28 protein-coding genes are annotated in these 24,536 nt (G+C 46.0%); 21 read left to right on the forward strand and 7 right to left on the reverse strand.

Going from position 1 to position 24,536, the window contains the following annotated elements; all coding sequences use genetic code 11:
• On the reverse strand, positions 1–1,518 hold the full coding sequence (locus OEU88_RS05950; protein WP_262694213.1) for an EAL domain-containing protein: 1,518 nt from the start codon (positions 1,516–1,518) through the stop codon (positions 1–3).
• A 224-nt stretch (positions 1,519–1,742) separates the two neighbouring features.
• Here OEU88_RS05950 and OEU88_RS05955 point away from each other — a divergent pair, with 224 nt between their 5' ends.
• The 3 genes from OEU88_RS05955 to OEU88_RS05965 all read left to right on the forward strand — a co-directional run bounded on the left by OEU88_RS05955 (position 1,743) and on the right by OEU88_RS05965 (position 3,396).
• The gene (locus OEU88_RS05955) at positions 1,743–2,477 is read left to right on the forward strand and encodes a DUF748 domain-containing protein (RefSeq protein ID WP_262694214.1); all 735 of its coding nucleotides are present in this window, start codon (positions 1,743–1,745) and stop codon (positions 2,475–2,477) included.
• Between the two features lie 78 nt (positions 2,478–2,555).
• Positions 2,556–2,855, forward strand: coding sequence for an SCP2 sterol-binding domain-containing protein (locus OEU88_RS05960; RefSeq protein WP_262694215.1), 300 nt, complete (start codon positions 2,556–2,558; stop codon positions 2,853–2,855).
• A gap of 16 nt (positions 2,856–2,871) precedes the next feature.
• On the forward strand, positions 2,872–3,396 hold the full coding sequence (locus tag OEU88_RS05965; RefSeq protein WP_262694216.1) for a hypothetical protein: 525 nt from the start codon (positions 2,872–2,874) through the stop codon (positions 3,394–3,396).
• Positions 3,397–3,409: 13 nt separating this feature from the next.
• Here the strand turns inward: OEU88_RS05965 and OEU88_RS05970 are convergent, their stop codons facing one another.
• On the reverse strand, positions 3,410–3,844 hold the full coding sequence (locus OEU88_RS05970; protein ID WP_262694217.1) for a hypothetical protein: 435 nt from the start codon (positions 3,842–3,844) through the stop codon (positions 3,410–3,412).
• A 271-nt stretch (positions 3,845–4,115) separates the two neighbouring features.
• Between OEU88_RS05970 and OEU88_RS05975 the strand changes: the two genes are divergently transcribed.
• The 3 genes from OEU88_RS05975 to OEU88_RS05985 all read left to right on the forward strand — a co-directional run bounded on the left by OEU88_RS05975 (position 4,116) and on the right by OEU88_RS05985 (position 6,815).
• The gene (locus OEU88_RS05975; protein ID WP_262694218.1) at positions 4,116–4,949 is read left to right on the forward strand and encodes a hypothetical protein; all 834 of its coding nucleotides are present in this window, start codon (positions 4,116–4,118) and stop codon (positions 4,947–4,949) included.
• A gap of 171 nt (positions 4,950–5,120) precedes the next feature.
• Positions 5,121–5,486, forward strand: a complete 366-nt coding sequence (locus OEU88_RS05980; RefSeq protein ID WP_262694219.1) for a hypothetical protein — start codon at positions 5,121–5,123, stop codon at positions 5,484–5,486.
• 192 nt (positions 5,487–5,678) lie between these two features.
• Positions 5,679–6,815: an acyl-CoA dehydrogenase family protein gene (locus tag OEU88_RS05985; RefSeq protein ID WP_394805238.1), complete on the forward strand. Its 1,137-nt coding sequence runs from the start codon at positions 5,679–5,681 to the stop codon at positions 6,813–6,815.
• A 21-nt stretch (positions 6,816–6,836) separates the two neighbouring features.
• Here the strand turns inward: OEU88_RS05985 and OEU88_RS05990 are convergent, their stop codons facing one another.
• On the reverse strand, positions 6,837–8,234 hold the full coding sequence (locus OEU88_RS05990) for an MATE family efflux transporter (protein ID WP_262694221.1): 1,398 nt from the start codon (positions 8,232–8,234) through the stop codon (positions 6,837–6,839).
• A 349-nt stretch (positions 8,235–8,583) separates the two neighbouring features.
• Between OEU88_RS05990 and OEU88_RS05995 the strand changes: the two genes are divergently transcribed.
• On the forward strand, positions 8,584–8,757 hold the full coding sequence (locus tag OEU88_RS05995) for a hypothetical protein (protein ID WP_262694222.1): 174 nt from the start codon (positions 8,584–8,586) through the stop codon (positions 8,755–8,757).
• 34 nt (positions 8,758–8,791) lie between these two features.
• Here OEU88_RS05995 and OEU88_RS06000 read toward each other — a convergent pair whose 3' ends face one another.
• Together OEU88_RS06000 and OEU88_RS06005 are read right to left on the reverse strand one after the other, a co-directional pair.
• Positions 8,792–9,181 (reverse strand): MAPEG family protein, encoded by a 390-nt coding sequence (locus tag OEU88_RS06000; protein ID WP_262694223.1) that lies wholly within the window; start codon positions 9,179–9,181, stop codon positions 8,792–8,794.
• A 22-nt stretch (positions 9,182–9,203) separates the two neighbouring features.
• The gene (locus OEU88_RS06005) at positions 9,204–9,776 is read right to left on the reverse strand and encodes an SRPBCC family protein (protein ID WP_262694224.1); all 573 of its coding nucleotides are present in this window, start codon (positions 9,774–9,776) and stop codon (positions 9,204–9,206) included.
• Between the two features lie 120 nt (positions 9,777–9,896).
• On the opposite strand from OEU88_RS06005, the gene OEU88_RS06010 reads away from it, so the two are divergent.
• Together OEU88_RS06010 and OEU88_RS06015 are read left to right on the forward strand one after the other, a co-directional pair.
• The gene (locus OEU88_RS06010) at positions 9,897–10,286 is read left to right on the forward strand and encodes an MAPEG family protein (RefSeq protein ID WP_262694225.1); all 390 of its coding nucleotides are present in this window, start codon (positions 9,897–9,899) and stop codon (positions 10,284–10,286) included.
• Positions 10,287–10,430: 144 nt separating this feature from the next.
• A complete protein-coding gene (locus OEU88_RS06015) occupies positions 10,431–11,912 on the forward strand; it encodes a cytochrome c peroxidase (protein WP_262694226.1) in 1,482 nt (493 codons plus the stop codon).
• 69 nt (positions 11,913–11,981) lie between these two features.
• On the opposite strand, the gene OEU88_RS06020 is transcribed toward OEU88_RS06015, so the two are convergent.
• Positions 11,982–12,521 (reverse strand): metal-dependent hydrolase, encoded by a 540-nt coding sequence (locus OEU88_RS06020; RefSeq protein ID WP_262694227.1) that lies wholly within the window; start codon positions 12,519–12,521, stop codon positions 11,982–11,984.
• Between the two features lie 137 nt (positions 12,522–12,658).
• Between OEU88_RS06020 and pabB the strand changes: the two genes are divergently transcribed.
• The 12 genes from pabB (at position 12,659) to OEU88_RS06080 (ending at position 23,026) form a co-directional block, all read left to right on the forward strand.
• Positions 12,659–14,539, forward strand: coding sequence for an aminodeoxychorismate synthase component I (gene pabB, locus OEU88_RS06025; RefSeq protein ID WP_262694228.1), 1,881 nt, complete (start codon positions 12,659–12,661; stop codon positions 14,537–14,539).
• 224 nt (positions 14,540–14,763) lie between these two features.
• Positions 14,764–14,958 carry a hypothetical protein gene (locus tag OEU88_RS06030; protein WP_262694229.1) on the forward strand — a complete coding sequence of 65 codons (195 nt, stop codon included), beginning with the start codon at positions 14,764–14,766 and terminating at the stop codon, positions 14,956–14,958.
• Between the two features lie 590 nt (positions 14,959–15,548).
• Positions 15,549–16,325: a DUF3450 domain-containing protein gene (locus OEU88_RS06035; RefSeq protein WP_262694230.1), complete on the forward strand. Its 777-nt coding sequence runs from the start codon at positions 15,549–15,551 to the stop codon at positions 16,323–16,325.
• A 1-nt stretch (position 16,326) separates the two neighbouring features.
• The gene (locus OEU88_RS06040; RefSeq protein ID WP_262694231.1) at positions 16,327–17,691 is read left to right on the forward strand and encodes a MotA/TolQ/ExbB proton channel family protein; all 1,365 of its coding nucleotides are present in this window, start codon (positions 16,327–16,329) and stop codon (positions 17,689–17,691) included.
• On the forward strand, positions 17,678–18,205 hold the full coding sequence (locus OEU88_RS06045; protein ID WP_262694232.1) for a MotA/TolQ/ExbB proton channel family protein: 528 nt from the start codon (positions 17,678–17,680) through the stop codon (positions 18,203–18,205). The genes OEU88_RS06040 and OEU88_RS06045 overlap by 14 nt, the downstream gene beginning before the upstream one ends.
• Positions 18,206–18,228: 23 nt before the next feature.
• Positions 18,229–18,648 (forward strand): ExbD/TolR family protein, encoded by a 420-nt coding sequence (locus tag OEU88_RS06050; protein WP_262694233.1) that lies wholly within the window; start codon positions 18,229–18,231, stop codon positions 18,646–18,648.
• Positions 18,649–18,755: 107 nt separating this feature from the next.
• The gene (locus tag OEU88_RS06055; protein WP_262694234.1) at positions 18,756–19,154 is read left to right on the forward strand and encodes an ExbD/TolR family protein; all 399 of its coding nucleotides are present in this window, start codon (positions 18,756–18,758) and stop codon (positions 19,152–19,154) included.
• Positions 19,155–19,772 (forward strand): energy transducer TonB, encoded by a 618-nt coding sequence (locus tag OEU88_RS06060; RefSeq protein WP_262694235.1) that lies wholly within the window; start codon positions 19,155–19,157, stop codon positions 19,770–19,772.
• 25 nt (positions 19,773–19,797) lie between these two features.
• Positions 19,798–21,156 (forward strand): tetratricopeptide repeat protein, encoded by a 1,359-nt coding sequence (locus tag OEU88_RS06065; protein WP_262694236.1) that lies wholly within the window; start codon positions 19,798–19,800, stop codon positions 21,154–21,156.
• 111 nt (positions 21,157–21,267) lie between these two features.
• Positions 21,268–21,579 (forward strand): hypothetical protein, encoded by a 312-nt coding sequence (locus tag OEU88_RS06070; RefSeq protein WP_262694237.1) that lies wholly within the window; start codon positions 21,268–21,270, stop codon positions 21,577–21,579.
• 62 nt (positions 21,580–21,641) lie between these two features.
• A complete protein-coding gene (locus OEU88_RS06075; protein ID WP_262694238.1) occupies positions 21,642–22,244 on the forward strand; it encodes a hypothetical protein in 603 nt (200 codons plus the stop codon).
• Positions 22,245–22,408: 164 nt separating this feature from the next.
• The gene (locus OEU88_RS06080; RefSeq protein ID WP_262694239.1) at positions 22,409–23,026 is read left to right on the forward strand and encodes an energy transducer TonB; all 618 of its coding nucleotides are present in this window, start codon (positions 22,409–22,411) and stop codon (positions 23,024–23,026) included.
• A 52-nt stretch (positions 23,027–23,078) separates the two neighbouring features.
• On the opposite strand, the gene OEU88_RS06085 is transcribed toward OEU88_RS06080, so the two are convergent.
• Entirely contained in the window at positions 23,079–24,353 is a 1,275-nt protein-coding gene (locus OEU88_RS06085) for a serine hydrolase domain-containing protein (RefSeq protein WP_262694240.1), read from the reverse strand.
• Positions 24,354–24,536 lie beyond the last annotated feature (183 nt).

A 24,536-nucleotide genomic window follows, 5' to 3' on the forward strand; every position in this document is an offset into this window, starting at 1 on the left:
TTAAAGATCATCATTCATATCGTTGGCGGCAAGTGGTTCACCGAATAAGTATCCTTGTGCAAGCTCGATTTGATTATCGAGTGTCGTGATTACCATTTCTTCATTTTCAATACGGCTTGCAATCAACTGAATACCATTGCGTTCGAGGAAGGTGCGTTGCTCATCAATGTCGCCAGGTTCCAGACTTGATGCCATAATGTCTTTCAGATCAGCTTTTATAAATTGGAAATGCTGCTCGCTTAAATAGACAAAGTCTTGGTCAAAATCTGTTACCATATCCATAGAAAAGCCAAAACCTTTGCGCCCCAAAGTAGACAGGCGTTCAAGTACATCTTCCTCCAAGGTCAGATAATCTTCCTGAGAAATTTCAAACACCAGTCGCTCAGCAAATTCGCTGTTTGATGCCATGAAATCAACAAACTGCGGGAAGAATTGATTATCAGACATGGAGTAGCGTGACATGTTGCAAAAGAATTTGATGCTTGGTTTTCGGCGGCCAAGGCGGCGGATAAGCTGAATGAGGCGGAACAGTAACAAGTTATCAATTGTGCCAATTAAGCCTTTGGTTTCAGCTATTTTCATATATTGACGCGGTAATACGATCCGGCCTTCTTCATCGCGCACACGTGAAAAACATTCATAGTGTTCGGTTTTGCGTGCCGGCAGAGAAACGATAGGCTGCAAATATAGATCTACGCGGTTTTCCGACAGGGAGTTTTTCACAACTGATAACAGTTGATCTTCTCGCTTGATCAATCTAATCGGTGCTTTTTTCTTGGTGACCGGCGTACGCGGTGAAGGCTTTTCATCTGCAGGTGGGGCGGCGTGCTTTTTGTCCGGTGATTTTGTTTTTGTTGCTTGTCGTGGTCGGTCAGAAGGCTTTGTCTGCGTATCGGTGGTTACAGACTCTGTGGTTTCGCCTATAGCTTCATGGCTTTCATGAGTCCTCTCCGGTTCTGCTTGTGAAACTTCGTCTGTGCCTTCGTCGATGATAGCCATGGCAGCTTCTTCCGGCGTTAGTCCCAATTCTTCAAGATCTTCAGCCGTGAATTGATCTTCAGTATTGCTGTCTTCCATTTCCTCTTCTTGGGTCGAGAGGTCAGGCACTGGTGCAGGTTCTTTTGTTACTTTCTTGCTGGCTTTGCCGCCCTTAGTTTCTTTCTGCATCACCATAACGAGATACTCTTGTAGTACCTTCAGTTCGGAAACGAGTTTCTTGTCTTTCTGTTCACCTTTTTGCGATTGTTCTGCCATCAAATCTTGTAGTTCAGCAACGTCGTCCCGCAAGCTTAGGGCTAGCTTCTCGGTTTCCTCTAGCCGGTGCAAATCAATGGGGTCTATCTGACTTTTTTTGTTGCCAAAGAAAGAAAGCTGTATTTGCCATGTTCCGATAAAAACAAGAACGCCTAACAGGTGCGCTGTTGTGGTTGCGACACCCGCAAGTGGCAAGAACAAAGCCGTAGCCATGCCGATAACTGCGTATGACAGTAAGAGAAGAAATTGTGTAACATTATTCATGCAAGCTGCGCCTCTGCTTCATGCCTTGATCCAGTTATGCCTATAGGGGCATGTTTAATCTTATGCCTCAGAACTGCCTCAAACACTTCATACAATTCAGGCTATAATTAGATCATGCTGGCATATTGTGCGAATAAGGTTAAGACTTTTGTAATAGCGTTTGTTGTTACAGGTGTCTAACATGCTGGCGTTATTGCAGTAAGTTAACTTCAGGGAGAATGTTGGTGAAGAAACTGTTTTTTGGACTCTTGCTCATAATTATTGTCGTGGGCGGCGTTGTATACACACAGTTAAATTCTGTTATCAAAGTAGGTGTTGAGACAGCAGGCCCTGAAGCGCTGCAGGTTGATGTAACAGTAGGCAGTGTTAATATTTCACCATTAACCGGTGAAGTTCAGATTACAGACCTTTTGATTGGTCAGCCTGAAGGGTTTGGCGATGGCCCAATGATGAAAGTCGGTGATTTCAAAATGGCCGTAGAAACCAGCACACTGATGAATGACCATATTATTGTTGATGAAATTGTTATCGATCAGCCGCTGATTGATGCGCGGATGATTGGTAACCAGTCCAATTTTGAAGCGCTGCAAAAACGATTGGAAACATATTCGGGTGGAGCAGAAGAAACGGTGGCAGGAGAAGCATTGACGCTAACCATTCGCAGCCTGGCGGTTAAGGCGCCGCAGATAGCTGTTTCCAAAGACGGATTACTTGCCGTGAATGAAAACGTCACACTTGCTGATTTTAATTTATCCAATTTAGGTACGGACGAAAAAGGCTTGTCTCCGAGGGAAATCGCACGACATGTTATGGATACGTTACAGCCGCAAATCGCCAAAGTACTGATCAATGCGCAAATGCCCGACAACATTAAAGACATTGCCAATGATGCGCGAGGCAAGCTTGAAAAGGGTGTTGGCGATATTCTGGGTAAGTTGCGTAAAAAAGATAAAAATTAAGATTGATTTAATGTCGCGCCGCGCCATTATTCATTCCCATTGCACCGATACACATGATTATCGTTAACGGAGATCACTATGAACTTGGAACAAATTACCGAAGAAATGCGCAGCCGTGTTGGCGCTCATTCGCCGATATCTGCCATCATTAAGTTTGATTTTGGGGACGATGGTATCGTGCGCATCGATGGTAAGTCATCACCTACTGTCATCGACAACGAAAATAGCGATGCTGATTGTACCGTGAAAGTTTCAATCGAGAACTTTTTGAAAATCGCTCAAGGTGACCTCAATCCGCAAATGGCGTTTATGACTGGTAAGATACGTGTTGAAGGCGATATGAGCCTGGCGCTGCAGCTGGGTTCAATTCTCGGTTAATGATAAGGCCTCGATGATGCTTGATAGATTTCGCTCCATCGTCGTTGGCCTCAGCATGATTGTTTTGTTGGGGCTAGTAGGTCTTTACCTGTTTGTTCAGGTTGGTGGTGGAGAAGAGCTGTTCGGAGACAATGAAGGTTCATTGCCTGTTGTTGATTTCCGTACTTTAGAATATAGCGATGCCGATAACGGTTATCTTTTATGTTCACCTGAATTATGTGAAAAGGCCCAACCAGACGGGCCATCACCAATTTTTCAAATGGATGCAGGACGGCTGCGTCAATTGTTTGCAGACTTTTCTGACAGTAATCCAACCATCAAGACCTTCCGTTTTAACCTACCAGCTAGTCAATTTGACTTTACGGAGCGTTTGCCCGGTGAAACTTTTCCTGCTGTTGTAACGGTTAAGATTATCAGTTTGGATGCTTATACATCTACGGCAGCGATATACAGCAGGCAGCCGATTGGTGATAGTAACCGCAGTGATCATGTTGAACGTGTATCACGCTGGATAAAAATCCTAACATCACCTATCCGCTAAGCAGGGCTATTAGTTAAGCTGCGGCTTCTATATTTTCAGTAGTATTTTGTTGTTGAAGGTTTGCTGGCCGTGAAGCAAGGCGTACCGCGCCAATGGTCTCGCGTACACGTGCTTGAGTCTGCGCGTAGCTATCAATTGCGCGGCCAATATTTGAAGGAGCCGGTATGGTTGCTTGTTCTTCTTGCATACGCGTCTCAGCCAATAAAAACTGAACATCTTTTGATAGCATACCTGACCCAGCTCTAAGGGTAACGGGCTCTTCGTTCAAATTTGAGTCAGATGACTTCGGCGGTAAATTAAGGGCTTGTGAAAAGGCTAAGCTTGTACCAACTGGGCTAGCGGGACGCACGGCAGCAACGCGTGCGCTACCACTCACACCGGCGGTGAGTATGCTTCCGTTATTGCCTGCGGCAGGACGTGCGCCTGCTACAACATTTGTTTCTGCCATGATGGCACCCATTTATTACCCACCGGATACATAGCGCAAATTCAGTCAAAAAACCAGTAAAACGCGTGTTCTTTGCTTGAATACACGCGAACTTGAAAGAAATGAGGTCACCTTCCCAATCTTATATGCGCATTCTAAAATCCTGACTAGAATGCGCGGCAACCTTATGCTATCGCTCGCGGGGTATAGGAATGACAAGCTTGCGCGAAACAATATAGTGATGACAGGCTGCCCATTCTGACCAAAGTTAATTAACAGAGTAGCGACCCACATGGATAACAATACACTTGCAATTTATATCAACGAGTTGCGCAACCAGTGCATTAATGTTGAAGCTTCATTTAATCTTTTCAACCAAGCTTTGGCGAGCCAGGCAGGGCCGGGTATTTTGTTTGCTAGCCAAATGATTATGATGCCAGCAAGTCAGATGTCTGCAATGTTGTGGCCAACACGAGCGCGTGCGCGTGGGCGCGGCGAGAGCCTGCGGAAAGTACTGCAGCTACCTGAAAAGCATGCACTTAATGATCGTCGCCTTGCTGAGATGTGGGAACGCACAGACGAAAAAACAGATGAGTGGATTGCCGGCACTAAAGGCGAACAGGTGTTATTTGACTTTGTTGGAAACCCCAAGGCCATCGGTGATGGGAATACGCCTGATAATTGTATCTTCCGGGCATATGACCCAACGGCACATATTTTCTATTACCGCGGCGTTGGTTATAACGTGAAGGCACTAGCCGATGCTATGTCAGACGTTGCTGGTCGCGTGAACAATGTTTACCGTCAGCTGTTCCCTGATCTTGCAAAAGCTGATGATGAAGCGCGCCAAAAAGCGCTTGAAGCGCAAAAGGCGGCTCAGGCAGCAAGTGCACAGGATGCAAATACGAATGCATTTTCTGCTGCGCCTGATGGCGGATCTGTTGCGGGTGAAGAGAAAAAAGCGCCAGCCAAAAAAACGGCACCTAAGAAGGCTGCTGCAAAGAAACCTGCGGCTAAAGCTGCAGCAAAAAAAGCACCAGCCAAGAAGCCTGCCCCAAAGAAGGCGTCAGCCAAGAAAGCCGCTCCTAAAAAAGCCGCCGCAAAGAAACCTGCAGCCAAAAAATAACAGCCTGTTACACATGTTTACGCCGTCCTGTTCTTGATGGCATAAACATGGAATTGCCAATTGATAACTTTTGAGTAAAATGTCTTACAGTTCCCGGTTCATCAACAGTTCATGAAGAAATGACATGATGACCGAAGCAACTAACCAAGACCCAGTACGTGGAGTGACGACATGAAAACATATGTAAAGACTGCAGCCGCGGTGTTTTTGTGGGCGACATCGTCTACGCTTTCACCTGTTATAGCAGCAGATTGCGGTGAGCAGCCATTGGATATGCCAAAAATTCCAACAGGCGAAGCTTTAACGGCAGCTACTATTCGCACGGCCCGTGATGAAGTGCTCGCATACTCGGACAAAGTTGACGCATACATTGCGTGCATGGATCAGAACGGGCTTAAGGTTGCTGCGTTTATGACGAAAGAGCAAAAAGCACGCCGGCAAGACGATTTGTCTGATTTGCATAACGAGCGTCGGGATTTGCAGTTGGCGTTGAACGAGGCTATTCGTGAATTCCGCCGATCGCGTCAAAGTCGTTAATCGTTGGATCACAATGGTTATCCAGCATCCGATGAGAGGAACTTTTGTTCCTCTCTTTTTTTATGTTTTTTGGTTTTGTATAATAATGGACTCACCAGTCCATAAAATTTGACTTGCAGAGAATTGAATACATCTTCAAGGTAAGTCTCGGCAATTTTAAATGCTGACTTATTAAACGGGGATCCAACCATGCTGGCTCAGCGCGCGATATACGATGAAGAACACCATATATTCAGGGATGCAGTTAGAAAGTTTTTTGAAGCAGAAGCTGTACCGCATGCGAAGAGCTGGAGTGATGCAGGTAAAGTGCCGCGCGAGTTTTGGAATAAGCTGGGTGAAGCCGGTCTTTTATGTCCGCAGTTACCGGAAGAATACGGCGGTGTTGGTGGTGATTACCGCTTCAACTGTATTATTAATGAAGAACAAATATACAATCGTGCAGGCGGTGCGGCCATTGCTGTGCATTCAGATATAGTTGCGCCTTATTTGCTGGATTATGGTTCTGACGACCTCAAGGAGCGCATTCTGCCCAGAATGGCGACGGGCGAAATGGTTGGTGCAATCGCAATGACTGAGCCGGGAACCGGCAGTGATCTTCAAGGAATGCGCACAACCGCTGTGATGGATGGAAATCATTATGTTGTAAACGGTTCGAAGACATTTATTTCCAACGGTCAAAACTGTGATTTTGTTATTGTTGCCTGCAAAACAGACAAAAGCGCGGGATCAAAAGGTGTTAGCCTGATTGTAGTAGAAGCGGACCGTGAAGGTTTCCGTCGAGGGCGCAATCTGGATAAAATAGGCCAACATTCTTCTGATACATCTGAATTGTTTTTTGATGAAGTGCGGGTGCCAGCTACCAATATCATTGGCCATGAAGGTGCCGGGTTTATGTATTTGATGCAGCAATTACCGCAGGAGCGTCTTTCAATTGGGTTTATTGCCATGTCTGGTGCTCAGCGCGCTTATGACATCACACTTGATTATGTCAAACAGCGTGAGGCTTTCGGCAAGCCGATCATGAATTTTCAAAACACCCGCTTCAAAATGGCAGAAATGAAAACTGAAATTGAAGTTGGCTGGGCTTTTGTTGACCAATGCCTTTCACGCCATATCAAAGGGGAACTGGATGCAGCTGGTGGTGCCATGTCCAAGTTATGGACCACTGAAATGCAAGGGCGCGTAGTAGACACATGTGTTCAATTACATGGTGGCTACGGCTTTATGTCGGAATATGAAATTGCGCACCATTTCACAGATGCACGCGTACAGCGCATATATGGCGGTACGTCAGAAATCATGAAGGAGTTAATCGGCCGCACGCTATAGCGTGCAGCCGACAGTTTTTTGCTAGGTTTTTTTAAGCCAGGCTAACCACCATAATCGGCCACCCAGAAGGATGGTGGCTGCAATCAGCCCAGCCGTTAGGCCGTACCAAATACCCACGGCACCTAAAGAAGAGGCACCGAGTATCGCCGCAACAGGAAAGCCGATTAGCCAATAGCTAACGCCGCAAAGATACATCGGCCACTGCACGTCTTTTAACCCGCGCAGCACCTGGTTTGCAGCAACCTGTGCCGCATCAAAAACCATGAAAGCAGCGGCAATAGGCAAGAACAACAGAACCAGCTTAATAACCGGTGCGTTTGCTGGGTCCTCAGTGTCCAGATAAAAGGCCGCCACGCCGTTGGGGAAGAGCGCAAGGATAAGTGCAAGCGCAATAACCGAGAGAATGGCTGCAACCATGGTAACTGTCGCAGACCGTTGAACGGCATTCCTGTTCCCAGCCCCTTCTGCCAGACCAACCCTGACAGCGCCCGCCATGGAAATGCCCCAGGGCAACATGAAGGCGAGGGCGACAACATTTATCGAAATTTGGTAGGCCGCCACTTCCATAATACCGATTAAGCCCATCAAAATAACGGCAGTATTAAATAACATGCCTTCAAAAATGGTCGTCATGCTAATGGGCCACCCAAGAGACACGACCTCACGGAAGCGAACCCAGTCTGATCTCCAGAAATGTTGGAACAAATCGAATGTCTTGCCTTGCTTGTCGATTGCAATGTAAGCGACAAACAAAAAGAAACCGATTGTGTAAGACATGGAAGAGGCAATGCCTGCTCCCACCAGTTCCAAACGAGGAACACCAAAGTGTCCGAAGATCAGCACATAGTTCAAGCCAGCATTGATGAGCGTAGTGACAACCACCAACACCAAAGGCACCTTGGTTTTGCCGAGTGCGGCAAGAAAGTTTCGCAGTGCCATTGTCGCCAAAGCAAAGGGCCAGCCAACAGCAAGTGCAAGCACATAATTGGCAGCCTTTGCTGAAACGCCGGCATCTTGTCCAAGCGCCAAGGCGATTGGTTCAGTGAGCAACAGCGCGCCAAAAACCACTGGAAACATAAGAAAAATAACCCAAAGCGCCATGCGCACCGACCGGCGAACATCACGTGTGTCATTTTGGTCTGCACCAAGAGCTTGGCTTACCAGTGGTGACACCGCCATAACTGGTCCAGCACCAACCATCCAGAGCGCGAAATAAATCACGGTACCAAGCGAGGCTGCTGCCAGATCTTCTGGCGAGATGCGCCCGATCATCAGGACATCAACGGTGTAGACAGCGAATGCTGCTAACTGAGTAAGCGCCATAGGTATACCCAGCGAGAGCAAACTACGGGCTTCGTCCTGCCAATTGTCAGGTAAAATTACTTTTTGCGGGCTTTGGCCCGTTTCTAATATCGTCATTATAAAAGTTCCGTATCAGTGTTTTGATAAACGCCACGGAATTTAGGGAAGATATCCGAGCGTCGAAAAAGGGCTCGGATGGGACAAAGAGGGAAGGTTAAATCAAATCCATGTCGTTCGAGCATACAGCTACAGCTGTAACCGAGGCTTGAGAGCCGGTCGGTAGCGTGCTGATATATGTCGAACAATTATTCATTGGATCTCTCTTTTGTGTTGGGGCGTAGGGATAGTCGATTTAGATTTACTCGTCAATGGATAAACGTTTCTACAAATATTTGCGGGGCGATTTGCTTCATGCTAGACCACGGATCGTTTTCCTAGAATGAAGCAATTTGAGGACTATCTGGTAATGGCACGTAAGCACGTCACGTTGAAAACAACACTTTCCAAAGGTGAGTTTTACTGGGTTACAGATGTAGAGGCTGATAGCGATGAAGAAGCGATCGTTGCAGCAGAAAATCTGTTTATGGCTGAAATAGAGCGCATTGGTGAATGGGAGTTCACTGATTATGACGTGAGCTAACCGGCATACCGGTTAGTCTTTAATTTAAACTTTGCTAGAGCAACCCTGCGTTTAATGCGACGTAGATTGTTGCCCATGCGATAACAATAGTGCCGCCTAGCGCACCGATAGGCCGAAAGATATGTGGCTTGTCGCCTTCAATCAGGATGCCGGTTGAATGTAATATTCTGGCAGCAAAATAAACGCCGGCAAGTGAAGCAACCAATATTTTTGGCGCCTCTAAGTACTCCATGCCAGCAATCAGCATGACGGCAATAGGGGCCCATTCTGTGAGGTTTGCGTGTGCACGAAATGCTTTAACCATGGCAGGGTCGCTGCCTGCACCCAGTGATGTTTTTGTTTTACTGCGCCGACCACCGGAAAGCATACCGAAGACAATATATAGCAGACCTATACCTGCAAGTAATGTGAGTGATATTGGCATCTAAACCTCCAGAGTCTATTTTTTAAGGTATGTTGGGCTTGCAGCTTGACGCTGTTTCCATCCATTTATTTAGTGATTTGAAAGATATTTCCAACCTTGTGTCGTGGACACTTCTATTTTTGAAGAACCAGAAACGATCGCTGTATGATGTTGGTTCGATAATTTCTTCGATCGTCAAACGCGTCTGACACGGGGCAATGACTTCGAGTGACAGGTTGAGCCAGCGCTTGTCGATATCAGACTGTTGGATCAGGCTGAGGGCACGTTCAGGGATGATGCCGTTGGTGCGTTCGGTTGATTGCCAGCGGTTTTTACCGCGCTGCCAAAAAGCAAGGCGCGTTGAATCTACTTCAGACGTGTTTCCTGTTAAGCGAACCAGATCAACCATTTCTGCTTGCCAGCGGCTGCGGTTTTTATCATCTGAAATCCAAAGCCATGTTGTCGCTATGTCTGCATTGATGATCGCATCACTTTTGACCTCAAAGGCTGTGTCGAAGACAAGAATAGCACGCACAAGCAAGCCAAAACCAATAGCCGCCATCAGCACAACAATTGATTTGTGGTACAGATTCCAGTCTTGAAACTTATCGCGCATTTTTCTGCCTTTAGCCGTAGTGTTTGAGTTTGTAAGCTTACATATACATTTTTGGATGCTTGACCCGCACATCAAATCTCATCACAGTTAAATGCATACATTCTTTAAGGGAGGAAGAATATGACCATCACTTTAATATCGGCAAGCTTTTTGGGCTTGTTGATGATTTATCTAACCATGGGTGTTGCTAAAAACAGAGGGCGCTCCAAAATTGATTTGGGAACAGGCGATGACGAGGAACTGCTGATCGCAGTGCGGGCACATGGTAATTTTACTGAATTTGCACCGCTTGGCCTGATCCTGATTGGCCTCTTGGAATACAGCCGGGTGAGTTGGTATCTTGTGATGGGTATCGCGGTTGCGTTTGTTGTAGGTCGTTATATGCACGGTTTAACATTTGGTAAGTTTGAAGGCCGCAATCCATACAGGTTTGTTGGTACTTTACTGACACTGCTTTCTATTCTCGTTGCCAGTGTTGCGGGTTTGTTGAAAGGGTACGGCCTCATGTAAGTGAGGTAGAGCTATAATTCAGTTTGGTTTTTAAGGCATTCGCATTTGCGGATGCCTTTTTTCGAAGGGAAACAATTTCGACCTGCGTACCATATTCATAACGTGCATTGAGCGGGGTTGATGTGTGCAATGAGGAAAGTGAAAATGGTATTATTGACGGGGCATAAGATAAAAGTGGCACAACAGATAAAGAGGGGTACTGCTGCTGTGCTGGCTTTGGTGCTTGTAGCGTGTAATGGAGACAGTAGCACACCCGCAACAACGACCACACCAACAACGGTACCAGCGACGAATAATGCACCAGTTGTTAATATACAGGTGCCTGACCAAACGGCGACTGAAGGTGTTGCTTTCACCTTTGACGCAACGCAAAACGGTACAACATTTAGCGACAGTGATGGTGACACATTAGCGTATTCAGTGACCTTTGATCTTACAGATACGGGGTTAACTGCAACTGGCGGTGAGATCAGTGGCACACCTACAATCGCTGATACGATTGTCGTTACAATAACAGCGAGTGATGGCAACGGCGCCAGTGCATCGGATAATTTTCTGATTACGATTAACCCTGCAACAGCAGCGTTAACAGGGCCCAGCCTACCTGATACACCGTTTAATTATGCCGATCAGGACCTGCCTGATCATTTCACCAACCCAAACGCAAATTTGGGTAATGTGGATAGAACAGATAATACGCCGAACAATAACCCGATTACTGATGCAGGAGCCACGCTTGGTCGTGTGTTGTTTTATGACAAAAGCTTGTCTGCTAACGACACGGTTGCCTGTGCATCGTGCCATGTGCAGGAAAACGGATTTAGTGACACGGCTGTATTGAGCATTGGGTTTGAGGGCGGTGAAACCGGACGGCATTCCATGCGACTTGGAAATGCGCGTTATTATCAACGTGGTCGTTTCTTCTGGGACGAGCGTGCAGCGACACTTGAACAGCAGGTGCTACAGCCTATTCAAGATAGCGTAGAGATGGGACTAACACTTACGCAACTTGAAGCAAAACTGATAGATATCGATTATTACGGACCATTATTTGAAGATGCTTTTGGCGATGATCAAGTTACATCGAACCGGGTGTCATTGGCGCTTTCCCAATTCGTAAGGTCGTTGACGACATATCAGTCAAAGTTTGATGAAGCTTATATTGCGGCAAGTGGTAACCCCAATAACTTTGACCTTGTATTTACCGCACAGGAGCAAAGAGGTTTTGACCTTTTCAGAGGACGCGGTAATTGTGATAGCTGTCATTCAACCAGTGCTCACGTTAGTGACAATGTACACAATAATGGTTTGGATATTGGTACAACTGGAGACCAAGGTGCAGGTAATCAGCGATTTAAAGCACCATCATTAAGAAATTCATCTGTTGGTGGTCCGTTTATGCATGATGGGCGCTTTGCAACGCTTGCAGATGTTGTCGACTTTTATAGTGATGATGTGCAGGACAACCCCAATTTATCAAATCGGTTACGTAATAATGATGGTACGCCACGACGTCTCAATCTGTCTGCAGGGCAAAAAGCTGACCTGGTTGCATTTCTGGAAACCTTAACAGACGAAACTTTCCTGACGGATCCGAAATTTTCAGATCCGTTTTTGCAAGATTAACTATACCTCGCAGGTAATCTTGCAGCCCCGTGCCCGTCAGTAACATTACCTCGGTTGCTGGCGGGCCATTTATGTCTGATCTGTTTGTGGGCGGTTTAAAAAAACACGTAATATAATGACACTGACAAATGCCGGCACAAAAACCCAAACAAACTCTGAACGCAATACGGTGAGGCCGCGCGCTGTGAAAAAGTTGCGTATCCCGATAGGAGAAACCTCGATTGGGTGCCAGGGTAGAAAATAACGTGCGTTGTCCAGTGGCCAGAAAAAAGCGATACCCAATCCACCATTTGTCAGGCTATCTAATAACCCGTGTGAAATTGTAGATATAAAAACAAGTATGAACGCCGTCTTCTTACTGGTGTTCAGTTGCTCAGCAAATACCGCGGTTGCCAAACCACATAAAAGAGCGAAAGTAATTGAGTGGGTAAAGCCCCTATGGCCAAGCGCGTCGCCGTATGGAATACCGTAAGCAAAAGCAATAACATCTGCATCTGGTATAATGCTGGCTAAGGCAGCTATTAAAAGCAAACGATTGGAAACGGTGCTGCTTCCCAACCCCATACGTGCTGCGACAGGTATTAATACATGTGAAAAAATACTGGCCATAAACGCTTTCCATTTCAGAATGCTTCATATCATATAAGACAGCTTTAGCTCTTCAAGTTTGCGCTAGCTTGACGGCATACAGGCACTGCTTCATAACGGCGACAACCATCAACCGGGCACATCAGATGGAGTGTGTTTTGACTCTTCCGCAGACAATAGAGCCTTTTGTTCTTCTGGATGACAATCAGCAGCAGGCTGACGGGAAAGCTTATTTGTTTCATAGCCCCGAGCGCATTATTTGTGCCCGTACCCTAGAAGAAGTGCGTTCAGCATTTGATGAAATCGATTCCGCAGTAGCAGCGGGCTTGTATGTGGCGGGGTGGGTAGCTTATGAATGTGCGGCCATCTTTGAGCCACGTGTTAAGAAGGTGATTAAGTCCTTGCCCGAGGAACCACTGGTTTGGATGATGGTGACGCGGTCACGCGATACGCTGGATGCTGATGCCGTGTTGCAATTGTTGGATGATACAGAAAACGCAGAACCTGGGCGCATGTCGTTTGGTCAAAAGCAGGCGCATGCAGATACATACCTTGAGAACATTGCATCGATTAAAGCCTATATTGAAGCCGGTGATGTTTATCAGGTGAATTATACGTTTCCCATACCTTGTTATTACGGCGGGTCATTATTGTCTTTATATAAATCGTTACGTTCTGCGCAGCCTGTTGCTTACGGCGCATATATTAACACGGGCCAAGAGACAATCATGTCGTTGTCACCCGAATTGTTTATCCAGCGCTTCGGTGACGTATTAAAAGCCAAGCCGATGAAGGGCACAGCTGCCCGAGGTGTTGATATAAAGCAAGACACACATGCAGCGAAAGGGTTGGTGCTGGACACTAAGTCTCGCGCAGAAAATCTGATGATTGTAGATTTAATTCGTAACGATCTAAGTCGTGTTGCTAAAACGGGAACAGTTACTGTCGATGATCTGTTTGCGGTGGAGACCTTTCCAAGTTTGCATCAAATGACATCAACTGTACATGCACAGTGCGAAGACACGATGGCTCCTTCTACCTTATTCGCGGCGTTATTTCCGTGTGGTTCGGTTACGGGCGCACCCAAGATTCGCGCTATGGAGATTATTGCAGAACTGGAGCAAGGTGCGCGTGGTGTTTATTGCGGAGCAATTGGTCACTTTAGTCCTGCGGTTCAACAAAAACCAATAAACTGGTGCTTTAGTGTGCCCATCAGGACGATGGTGATGAAGCATGCTGACAAAGAAACGTCTCACAATGTCTCAGGCCGTTTGGCAGTAGGTAGCGGCATAGTTGCTGACAGTGATGCTGAGGCTGAATTTCAGGAATGTTTGTTAAAATCGGACTTTGCTGAAGCTGTGATGAAGCAGGTTCCATTCCAGTTGATCGAAACCATGCGTGCCGAACACGGGCACATAAACTTGCTCTCGTTACATATGGATCGATTATTACGATCAGCTGATGCTTTAGGGTTTGTTTATGACCGTCTTCATATCCAAACAGCAATAGCGGCATACCTTGAAAGTGTTGCTGACTGTTATACCGGGCCGCTAGTATTGCGAGTGCGTTTGCTGCTTGAGCCAGACGGTAACCTTAGATTTAGTTCGAGTGTAATAGATGAGGCTGATCCAGCAAAAAGCCTGAAGGTGTGTTTTGCTAGTGAAGCTGTTTGCGCGACTGACTGGATGCGCCGCTATAAAACGACAGCACGCGCCCTATATGACCGCGCAACGGTGTGGGCAAATGAAAACGGCTATGCAGATGTTTTGTTTTTGAACGGCAGCAATAACATCGCTGAAGGTGCAATCAGTAATGTATTTATAGAGAATGATGGCATTCTGTATACGCCGCCGCTTTCATGCGGCGCGTTACCAGGCGTGCTGCGTGAAGCGCTATTACATCATGATGTGGCCCGTAAAGTAGAAGAAAGGGCATTGTCACTAAGTGACGTTTTAAATGCTGAACATGTATATTTGGGAAATGCACTTCGCGGCCTTCGCGAAGTTGAGGTTGTACCTACGTACACAAAACTAATCTAAAGTTTATATGCCTCTGGTGGTATTCTAGTACCCTTAGCGTGTCATGTGTGATTCTCTTCATGACAGCTTTCTTTGTGATTCGTCTGATTTGTAGCTCTCTACGATGTACGAATCCAGATTATCCGGTTCAGCGATCGTTAACTTTTTCTTTGTTACTTAATCTTATAGTTTGCGAATGATGCTTCGATTGGCATCGTGTTTTTTATGAGTAAAAGAGACTATGTATGAATTTTTTGAACGCTAATACTGAACGGCAAGTTGATTATAAAACAAGCGATGTTTCGGACCAAATGCGTTCTCTTGCCGAACGACTTTCTGGCCATTTGGGTCTTGATGGTGCAATCCAGATCAGCACGGAAAATCAGTGGCATGGCGTTTTATCTGTGCTTCTTGAGATGAAGCAACGTCGAAGTCGTTAGATATTTTCGCAGTTTTTATCAATTTCATCCTCTTGTGAAGAATCATTACAGCGTAAGTATTATTGCGTGCGTGAATCTTCATGCATTTCTTTTGACATTGGTAATTAATTCGTTATATTATTACATAAGTATTTAGCTTTTTTTCTTGCTTGAAGGCGCAAAAAATATGGCTTTTGAGAGTGGCAACAAAAGAAAAGTAAAATTTTTGCTTGGAATCGTAGAAGATTCTTGGATGATAGACACCGAGCTAGGTCACCTATCTTTGTCAGGGACGCAATTTAGAATTGCAAAACTGACACAATGAGATTGTCAGCAATTGATTGCCAATTGGAAATGACAACAGAGGTGGGGCGGATTTATTCGCATATGACTTGGACAATTGGGAGAGGTACGGGAAAACCGTTTTATAACACATGGTCAAACTAGGCATTTTTGTCTTGGGGAGATCGCTGTGTTGATTACCTTCCAATTTATTTAGGGGTAAGGGTTCGGAGTAAAAAATTTCTCCAAATCTTTGCGAAGTTAAAACAGCTGTGATGGTTCCTGCTTGCAGGGATTAAGCGGCACTTTAAAACCCATGTGGGCAGAAAATGGATAAGGCTAAAGTGAAACGGATTGCTGTCTCAACAGCGGCGGTCGCCTCGATCCTTCTAGGGGCAACCGTGGCTAATGCACAAGATGCTCGCCTGAAGTCGATTGTAGACGAGGTGAACGAAGCCAATAAAATCGCTCAGGCGTCTCAGGAAACAATTGATGGAATTGCGAACACAACATCATCAATTTTCAATGACTACCGAGCTGTTTTGAAAACAAACGCCGGATTGAGAGCATATAATGCTCAGCAAAACCGCGTTATCACCAAGCAAGTGGAAGAGATCGAGAAGATCAAAACTTCCATTGGTCAGATTGATGAGATCAAACGGCAAATTACGCCTTTGATGTTGGATATGATTAATGACCTGGATGAGTTTATCAAAGCTGATATTCCCTTCCTGCTCGATGAGCGTAACGAGCGCGTTGATTCATTGCGTGATGTGATGGATAACCCGAACGTAAGTGACCCTGAGCGGTTCCGTGTTGTTCTAGAAGCTTATAAAGCTGAAGTACAATATGGTCGTACTCTCTTCGCGTATGAAGATGCGCTTGAAGATGGCCGTACAGTTAACTTTGTGCGTTTGGGCCGTGTTGGTTTCTATTATCAAACAAAAGACACTACGGAAACAGCTGCTTGGAATTCCGAGACAAACTCTTGGGATATTCTAGGCTCTGAATATACTGGCTCTATTCGCCAGCTTGTTCGTATGGCTCTGCGTCGTACACAGCAAGACGTTAGTGTTCTTCCAATTTCAGCACCGAAGGGAAACTAAGATGAAGAAGTTACTTACATCCGCTGCCCTTCTTGCAGTTGGCATGACAGCCGGTGTTTCTGCGCAAGATGCAGACATGGGTGCACTACTCAATAAGGTGCGTGAGGGTCGTGTTACAGAAACCGCTGAGCATAAAGCTCGTGAGGCTGAATTTATTCAGCGCCGCGATCAGCAAACTCAGCTTTTGGCAAATGAGCGTCAGACTCAAGCGCAGCTTGAGCGTGAAAGTGCACGTCTCGAAGAAACGCGCCGCAACAACGAAGCGGAAATTACACGCCAACTTGAGATCCAGCGTGAACGCCTTGGTCAGCTCAGTGAGTTGTTTGGTGTGCTGCAGCAGGCTGCAGGTGATGCGCGCTCTGTTATCGCAACATCTCATGTAACGATCGACAATCCTGGTCGCATGGAAGAAATCGACATATTGGTTTCTAAAGCATCAGAATCATCTGAGTTGCCAACACTTCAAGAAATTCGCTCTTGGCCAGCTCAAATGATCATCGAAATGATCGGTTCTGGCGAGGTTGTTACGTTTGACCACGAAGTTCGGTTGAACGATGGTAATACACAGCAGATGACAATTGCCCGTGTCGGTGATTTTGGTCTTGTTGGCGACGGCAAATTCTTGCAGTTGAAATCAGACGGCGAAGTTGCAGAGCTGCAGCGTCAACCATCTGGTCGTTTCACAAGCACGGTTGCACCATTTATGGCTGCGACTTCAGGAATGCTTCCGCTCGGTGTTGACCCTACGCGTGGTCAGCTGCTGAATCTTGAAGTAGACAAGCCAACTATTGAAGAACGTTTGGAGCAAGGTGGTGAAATTGGTTACATCACGCTTGGTCTTGGTGTTGTCGGTGTGTTGCTTGCAATCTTCCAGTGGGTCTACTTGTTTGTTGTAGGCGGTAAAGTGAAGCGTCAGGTTAAATCTGAGGTAGCTAATGTTAACAACCCGCTTGGCCGTGTACTTGCAGTATATGACCAAAACCGGAATGTGGACGTTGAAACGCTTGAGTTGAAGCTTGATGAAGCCATTCTCAAAGAAACGCCAGCGCTTGAACGGTTCCTGACAGTAATCAAATTGATTTCTGCTGTGGCACCGCTGTTCGGTCTTCTCGGTACTGTTACCGGTATGATCGAAACATTCCAGGCAATCACGCTGTTTGGTGCGGGTGATCCGACACAAATGGCTGGTGGTATTTCTGCAGCACTTATGACTACGGTTGAAGGTCTTGTTGTCGCTATTCCAACTCTGATGTTGCACAGCTTCCTGTCAGGTTCTTCGAAAGGTGTAATTCACATTCTGGAAGAGCAGTCTGCAGGCATTATTGCTGTTCACGCAGAGAAAGAGCACGCGAATGCAAGCGCTTAATGACGCATTCGACGCGATCAGAGCGTTCATGGAGCAGGGCGGTAACGTCCTGTTCCTGATCCTCGCGGTCACGTTCATAATGTGGGTGCTTATAATTGAACGTATGTGGTTCTACACACTTGAGTACCGTAAACAGCGGAATCGAGTGATTGGAACGTGGGAAGCTCGCAGCGAGCGGAAATCATGGTATGCGCATAAAATTCGCACCGCGATGATTTCAGAGATTAATCATAACCTTTTTCAGGGTGTGAGTTTAATCAAAACGCTTGTTGCATTGTGTCCGCTTGTTGGCCTTTTGGGGACAGTAACCGGGATGATTGAAGTTTTCGATGTTATGGGATCACAAGGTAGTTCGAATGCACGCGCCATGGCTGCGGGTGTTTCGAAAGCAACAATTCCTACAATGGCAGGTATGGTTGCGGCGCTTTCGGGCGTTTTCCTGAGCACATACATTGAACGGCGAGCAAAACGCGAGGTCGAGCGCCTTGAAGATAGCTTGACAATGGACCACTAGGTCAGAGGACGGAGATTTAAATAATGCGTAAGTTCTCGAAAGGCGAAGATGAAGCTGAAGTAAACATGACGCCGATGCTCGACATCGTGTTTATCATGCTTATTTTCTTCATTGTTACCGCTACTTTCACTAAGGAATCCGGCATTGAGATCAATAAGCCTGAGGACAATAATACTCAGAACGATCCACCGCCACCAGATGATGAAACGCGTGCGATTGCATTCATCATTGATGAAGGAAACCGGATTAGTCATGACTTTCTGAATATTGATATTTCGTCAGTTTCGTCGATTATCAAAAAGGAAAGTGTTGAACGCCCGAAAGCACCGGTTGTGATTCAAGCTGCTGAAGGTTCTCACCTCGGTTTGTCTATCCGAATCTACGATGCTGCCAAGGCCGTAGGTTTGGCTGACGATAAGATTGTGATGACACCGAAGAAATAAATACGGCTTTGGGGCTTCATTGCCCCGCCGTCTTGGGTTCGTGATGAACACGTACCTGTTTTGTTTGAGGGGCGAAGCCTGCTTTTGCAGGCTAACTGGAGAAGACAATGCGTAACCACGCTCAACAGGAAGACGATACTGAAATTAACATGACACCGATGCTAGACATCGTGTTCATCATGTTGATCTTCTTCATCGTAACGGCGGTGTTCGTGAAAGATTCTGGTGTCACAGTTTTAAAACCAGAAGCGGAAACTGCAGTACAACAGGGGCAGGTCAGTATTTTGATCGCTGTTACAGCTGATGACGAAGTTTACATTAACCGTGAGGAAACAGAGCTTGATGCCCTGCGTACTGCGGTTGAGAAATTGCATGCGGAAAACCCTAAAGGTTCTGTAGCGATCCAGGGTGATCAGGAAGCGGATGCGGTTCTTGTAATGAAAGTGTATGACGCCATTCGTGATGCCGGCGTTGACAAAATAGCAATTGCTACGGAGTTGAAGTAAATGATTACTCGAGTAGCCACATCTATGGCCGCGGCTGGTGGCGTAACTTTTGGTTTGTTCCTCGTGATGAACTTCTTGGTTGCGGGTGACGGCGAAGTCAATTTGGATGAAAACGCACGTGCGCGTTTTGTTGATATCATTCAGGATATTGATGAACAGCCGCCACAGCGCCTTGAGCGCGAAGTTGAGAAGCCACCGGAAGTGGAAGCACCACCGCCGGAAATCGAAACACCACAATTGGATGTGCAAGGGCCAGATAAACTTAATTTGTCTATTGGTCGTGCTAATGCAGGTGCAGGTGTTGATCTAGGATCAATTGATCTTGGACCAAGTTCTGATGGTGATTACCTGCCACTTGTGCGGGTGCAACCACAATATCCTCGTCGTGCTGCGGAACGTGGCATTGAAGGATATGCTATCGTTGAATTGACAGTTGCAGAAGATGGTACTGTGCCAAGAGATTCAATTGTTGTGATCGAAGCGGAACCTAAAGGTTATTTTGAACGTGAAGCAATTAAAGCTGCTGCAAAGTTCAAATATAAGCCGAAGGTTGTAAATGGTAAGGGTCAGGAAGTTACTGGCGTCCGTTATCGTTTCAGCTTCAATTTGCAAGACTAATAAGGGGCAACAGAAAGGTATGATCATGTTTAACAAGTTCAAATCCATACCCATGGCACTAGCTGCCGCTGCAATTATTGCAGTGACACCGGTTCCAGAAGGTTCACCTTTGTCAAGCAGTGCTGCGGCTCAGGACGCACCTAAAAATACGCAAAAAACGCGTAAGGTGCCTGCTATGAGCCTGGATGTGCACAAAAAAGTGCAAAAAGCGCAAGAAGCAATTGATATAAGTGATTTAGCAACGGCTAAAGAAATCCTTGCCAAAACACTGACTGCTCGCAAAATCAATGAGTATGAGCGTGCGGTTGTTTGGCAAATGAATGCAATGATAGCATTCGAGGAAGAAGACACGCCTGCGACTATCGATGCGTACGAAAAAATTCTGACTTTCCGCGAATCTATTCCTGTCGCTCAGGAAATGGCCGTAACGTATGGTCTTGGTCAGTTGTACTTCAGTATCGAAGACTATGATAAGGCTGTTAAGTACATCACTGATTGGGAAAATGCAGTAGACCCATCTCTCATTGGTGTCAGTCAACTTTCATTCATTGCGACTTTGCATTATCAGAAAGCTGATTTTCCAAAAGTAATCGACTACATCTATAAAGCGATTGCGCAGGCAGAATCTCTCGATACTGTTGAGGTGAAGGAAAACTGGTATAACTTGGCGCTATCTGCGCACTGGGAACTAGAACAATTCACCAAAGTGCGTGATGTACTTGAAATTTTGCTGATCCGTTGGCCAAACCCAACTTACTGGACACAGCTTGCAGGCGTTTACCAAACATTAGATGAAGAGCAAACGTCCTATTCGTTGACGGAAGCGGCTTACAAGCAAGGCTTCCTTGATGAGAAACCTTTGCAGATTGTGAACGTTGCTCAGATTCAGCGTGCGCGTTCGGCTCCGATCAAATGTGCATGGGTTATTGACCGCGCTTTGAAGGAAGAGCTGGTTGAGAATAATGCTGAAAACCAACGCTTGCTTGGTGAGTGCTATCTTCAGGCAACTGAATTCCAGAAAGCACTTGCACCGCTCTCTATTGCGGCGCGCGAAGAAAGTGACGGCAACCTTTGGCTTCAAATCGGACAGGTGCAGATGCAGCTTGACCGGTATGATGATGCAGTTAAGTCTTTCGATAATATGAGTGAAGCATATGAATCTGATAAAGACAGTGATCAAAAGCTAGTTGCCAAGAAACTGCTTTCTGGTGTGATGATGAAAGGTCAAGCTCTTACCGAACTTAAACGGTTTAAAGAAGCTAAAGATGCTTTCCGTCGCGCCAGTCGTTTGGCAAAAGAAGATAGTGAGCGTCGTGCAGTTGCAAACTGGCGTAAATATCTGACGGCTGAAGAGCAGCGGGAGCAGCTTTTAACTGGTCGCTAAAAATAATTGATAAAGATGTGTTTACGCACTTTTGAAATGATCATAAAGGCATCAACATTGTTGGTGCCTTTTTCTTTTGAATGATAATTGGGCTGTTGATAAGCTGTTCTCATGATTTTAGCCGTATATATTGCAGTTATACTTGCACTTGGTGTTCTTGTGATGATGCGCCGCGAAATTACCAATGGCTTTTTCAGATGGCGTGATTATTTCCTCACCGCACCGCTTTTGTATATCTCTGCTTTGATATTGCTATGGCTGGATAGTTTTGTAGCGACATTGACTCCCCCATCGTTTTGGATAATTAGCATACCTTTGAGGGCGTTGATTGGGTTTGGTATACTTGTTGTTGTCTGGGGAGGTACCTTGACAGCTGGCGCTCTTATTTTACGTCTGTTGGCTAAGCCTTTTCAGCACACATAGCACTATGTTTGTAACGCTGGAACATCGCGCTACCTCTATTATGAACATATAGGGGAATTATCATGAAGTTTTTTGCGATAGCGATTGCTACATCAATTGTTGCAGCACACTTATCTGCGTCTGCGCAAGATCAGAATACAGCTGCAAAAGCCAAGAGCGCAGCTGAACGTTTGAATACCATGACAGCAGCAGAGAAAATCAAGCTGAATAAAACACCTATTAAAGCAGGTGTGTACCCTGCACCTGAAGCCCCTCATTACGGTCCAGCCTATGGTTCTATTGTTTTTGTCGATACGGATATGAAGGACACGATTGGCGGTACGCTGACGATGAAGCCTGCCGTTGATGCAAAAGGCAACCGTGTTAACGAAGCTGATGAAGGCATCACGACCTACATGGTTCATTGGGGACTTGAAGTGGGCGCTCCCGGTGTTGCAGATGATAAGGGCAACGGAGACCTCGGCGGAGACTGTATGGGGTTTCGTGACACGGGCCATGTAGTGGCTATGCCTGCCAGTGAAGTAGGGAATGTCATGCAATGGGAAATCCCGCAAGGAACAGTTGTACCTGAGGGTGCAGTGTATTTTGTTGGACACACGTTGTATGGAAAAATACATAACCTCGGCAAATGCACGCAAACGCAGATCAACAATATCATTCGATGATTGAACCTATTTTAACTCAGAGCCTCATATCAATACATGCGACGGCTACTTACATCTGAGCGTGAGGTAGTACATGTGATTCAAATCCCTATTTTGTTATAATATAACTTTTAATGATCGATCATTCCTGATATTGTTACTATATAACAAAACGGAGATGAGCGATGAAGACACATAGATTGTACGCTGCTGGACCGCTTGCCTTAGGTGTTACGTTTGCTTTGTTTTTAGCTATGGATGCATTGGTCGGTTCAAATGAAGAGTTAAACCTCAACGAAACATCGCCGCATCGCTTCATTGATTATGTACAAGTGGAGACGCCGATTTCTCCCAAGCCAATTGATCGTGAACTGGTTAAACCTCCCGAGGTAGAGCCAATCGTTGATCCTGACGTTCCCGATATTAATTCTGACGGCCCAGACGATATCTTTGCTATAGCCCCACCGCGACGTGGTGGAGAATATAAACCTGACCTGGATTTCTTTGATGGGCTATCGTCCGATGGTGAGTTAATACCCATTGTGCGTGTTAGCCCGGCTTATCCAACACGCGCTGCTGAACGCGGTATAGAAGGGTATGTTGTCGTTGAACTAACCGTTGCTGCTGACGGAACTGTTGCAGAAGATAGCGTCATTGTTGTTGAGGCAGCGCCAAAAGGGTACTTTGAGCGAGAAGCGATTAAAGCAGCGCGTAAGTTCAAATATAAACCCAAGGTGATCGATGGTGTTGCACAACCCGTGGCGGGCGTGCGCTACAGCTTTAGTTTTAACTTGTCGAATTAAGAAAAAGGCGTGTCGATGACACGCCTTTTGAGTTCTCTATAGCACGATTATATTAATCAGCACCTACTGCGTTATAGATATTGTCCCGCAACTCTTTACGCAGTGGGTAGATGCCAGATGGTAAAATATTAGTCATGAAAATCGCCACAACATCATTGGTCGGGTCAATCCAGAAAATCGTGTTGGCAAGGCCGCCCCAATGGTATTCACCGAGTTCACTTTTGCCGTTTACTTTCGATGTGTCGATAACAACGCCGAAACCAAGACCGAAACCAAGGCCTTGTGTGCCATTGGCAATACCATTCAGGTTGTCGGGCAAGTGATCACGGCGCATCATCTCTACAGTATCTTCTTTCAGAAAGCGTGTTCCTTCATAAACGCCGCCATTTGCAATCATTTGTGCAAATTTGAAATAATCAAGCGTGGTAGAAACCAGCCCACCACCACCTGAAGGCGACTTAGGCATTACCGTAAGGTCAGAATAGAAAGGCCCGCGATACGGTGCCATTTTCTTCTCTTTTTCATCTGGCGCATAAAGCTCGACAAAACGGTCAACCTGATCAGGGCGTACGACAAATCCTGTATCAACCATGTTTAGTGGTTTGAAAATGCGTTCCTCGAAAAAGGCAGGTAGAGACTGGCCTGATAACACTTCGATTAGGCGGCCTTGCACATCAACAGACAATGAATAAACCCATGCGTCACCTGGTTGATAAAGCAACGGTACGTTAGCTAACCTGTCTACCAATTCCTCGAGAGTTGCGTTTGGATCCAGCACACCTGCTTTCAGGTATGCCTGATCTACCGGTGTGTTACCAAAAACGCCGTAAGTAAGGCCGGATGTGTGACGCATCAAATCAAGAATTGTCGCATCGCGCTCAACAGGAACAGTCTTAAGGGATTCGTCTTCGTTAACGCCTGAGAAAACGCGTTGATTTTTAAAAGATGGGATATACTTGGAAACAGGGTCATTCAGGTCAAACTTCCCTTCTTCCCACAACATCATTAATGCCGCTGTTGTTATTGGCTTGGTCATGGAGTGGATGCGGAAAATTGCGTCTTCGGTCATCTCGCTGCCAGCAGCTTTATCGATATGACCGTAGGTTTCCAAGTGGGCAATTTTACCACCACGGGCAACAAGCGTTGTCGCGCCGATAAGGCGCCCGCTGTTAATGTACCCTTGAATGTGTGACGTTAAAGACGTCAGTTTCTTTTCAGATAGTCCCGCGTCCGCTGCAGATGTGATCTCTGTCGCAAATGCATTTACCGAAACAGTTGCAATGCTCAACGCCAGTGCACCGGCAAAAATAAATTTAAATAATCGCATTATATACTCTCCCTAGCATAGCAAGTAGCGCGGATATGTGTCGTGTCAAAGCCGAACATATGTTTTGACCGTGCGTGGTACGAAGCCATTTTTGAAACATAAGGTAATTATGATGCAGGTGTTATGAATAGTTTGTGAACATGGCCTTCATAAACTATAGGAATTATTCGGCTCGATATTGAC

It is taken from the genome of Kordiimonas aquimaris (assembly GCF_025574485.1).
Taxonomy (GTDB): Bacteria; Pseudomonadota; Alphaproteobacteria; order Sphingomonadales; family Kordiimonadaceae; genus Kordiimonas; species Kordiimonas aquimaris.

Excerpts from the sequence above, each read along its gene's own strand:
- OEU88_RS05950 (WP_262694213.1), bottom strand. The coding sequence starts at position 1,518 with ATGAATAATGTTACACAATTTCTTCTCTTACTGTCATACGCAGTTATC.
- OEU88_RS05960 (WP_262694215.1), top strand. The coding sequence starts at position 2,556 with ATGAACTTGGAACAAATTACCGAAGAAATGCGCAGCCGTGTTGGCGCT.
- OEU88_RS05965 (WP_262694216.1), top strand. The coding sequence starts at position 2,872 with ATGCTTGATAGATTTCGCTCCATCGTCGTTGGCCTCAGCATGATTGTT.
- OEU88_RS05970 (WP_262694217.1), bottom strand. The coding sequence starts at position 3,844 with ATGGCAGAAACAAATGTTGTAGCAGGCGCACGTCCTGCCGCAGGCAAT.
- OEU88_RS05975 (WP_262694218.1), top strand. The coding sequence starts at position 4,116 with ATGGATAACAATACACTTGCAATTTATATCAACGAGTTGCGCAACCAG.
- OEU88_RS05980 (WP_262694219.1), top strand. The coding sequence starts at position 5,121 with ATGAAAACATATGTAAAGACTGCAGCCGCGGTGTTTTTGTGGGCGACA.
- OEU88_RS05990 (WP_262694221.1), bottom strand. The coding sequence starts at position 8,234 with ATGACGATATTAGAAACGGGCCAAAGCCCGCAAAAAGTAATTTTACCT.
- OEU88_RS05995 (WP_262694222.1), top strand. The coding sequence starts at position 8,584 with ATGGCACGTAAGCACGTCACGTTGAAAACAACACTTTCCAAAGGTGAG.
- OEU88_RS06000 (WP_262694223.1), bottom strand. The coding sequence starts at position 9,181 with ATGCCAATATCACTCACATTACTTGCAGGTATAGGTCTGCTATATATT.
- OEU88_RS06005 (WP_262694224.1), bottom strand. The coding sequence starts at position 9,776 with ATGCGCGATAAGTTTCAAGACTGGAATCTGTACCACAAATCAATTGTT.
- OEU88_RS06010 (WP_262694225.1), top strand. The coding sequence starts at position 9,897 with ATGACCATCACTTTAATATCGGCAAGCTTTTTGGGCTTGTTGATGATT.
- OEU88_RS06015 (WP_262694226.1), top strand. The coding sequence starts at position 10,431 with ATGGTATTATTGACGGGGCATAAGATAAAAGTGGCACAACAGATAAAG.
- OEU88_RS06020 (WP_262694227.1), bottom strand. The coding sequence starts at position 12,521 with ATGGCCAGTATTTTTTCACATGTATTAATACCTGTCGCAGCACGTATG.
- OEU88_RS06030 (WP_262694229.1), top strand. The coding sequence starts at position 14,764 with ATGAATTTTTTGAACGCTAATACTGAACGGCAAGTTGATTATAAAACA.
- OEU88_RS06035 (WP_262694230.1), top strand. The coding sequence starts at position 15,549 with ATGGATAAGGCTAAAGTGAAACGGATTGCTGTCTCAACAGCGGCGGTC.
- OEU88_RS06040 (WP_262694231.1), top strand. The coding sequence starts at position 16,327 with ATGAAGAAGTTACTTACATCCGCTGCCCTTCTTGCAGTTGGCATGACA.
- OEU88_RS06045 (WP_262694232.1), top strand. The coding sequence starts at position 17,678 with ATGCAAGCGCTTAATGACGCATTCGACGCGATCAGAGCGTTCATGGAG.
- OEU88_RS06050 (WP_262694233.1), top strand. The coding sequence starts at position 18,229 with ATGCGTAAGTTCTCGAAAGGCGAAGATGAAGCTGAAGTAAACATGACG.
- OEU88_RS06055 (WP_262694234.1), top strand. The coding sequence starts at position 18,756 with ATGCGTAACCACGCTCAACAGGAAGACGATACTGAAATTAACATGACA.
- OEU88_RS06060 (WP_262694235.1), top strand. The coding sequence starts at position 19,155 with ATGATTACTCGAGTAGCCACATCTATGGCCGCGGCTGGTGGCGTAACT.
- OEU88_RS06065 (WP_262694236.1), top strand. The coding sequence starts at position 19,798 with ATGTTTAACAAGTTCAAATCCATACCCATGGCACTAGCTGCCGCTGCA.
- OEU88_RS06070 (WP_262694237.1), top strand. The coding sequence starts at position 21,268 with ATGATTTTAGCCGTATATATTGCAGTTATACTTGCACTTGGTGTTCTT.
- OEU88_RS06075 (WP_262694238.1), top strand. The coding sequence starts at position 21,642 with ATGAAGTTTTTTGCGATAGCGATTGCTACATCAATTGTTGCAGCACAC.
- OEU88_RS06080 (WP_262694239.1), top strand. The coding sequence starts at position 22,409 with ATGAAGACACATAGATTGTACGCTGCTGGACCGCTTGCCTTAGGTGTT.
- OEU88_RS06085 (WP_262694240.1), bottom strand. The coding sequence starts at position 24,353 with ATGCGATTATTTAAATTTATTTTTGCCGGTGCACTGGCGTTGAGCATT.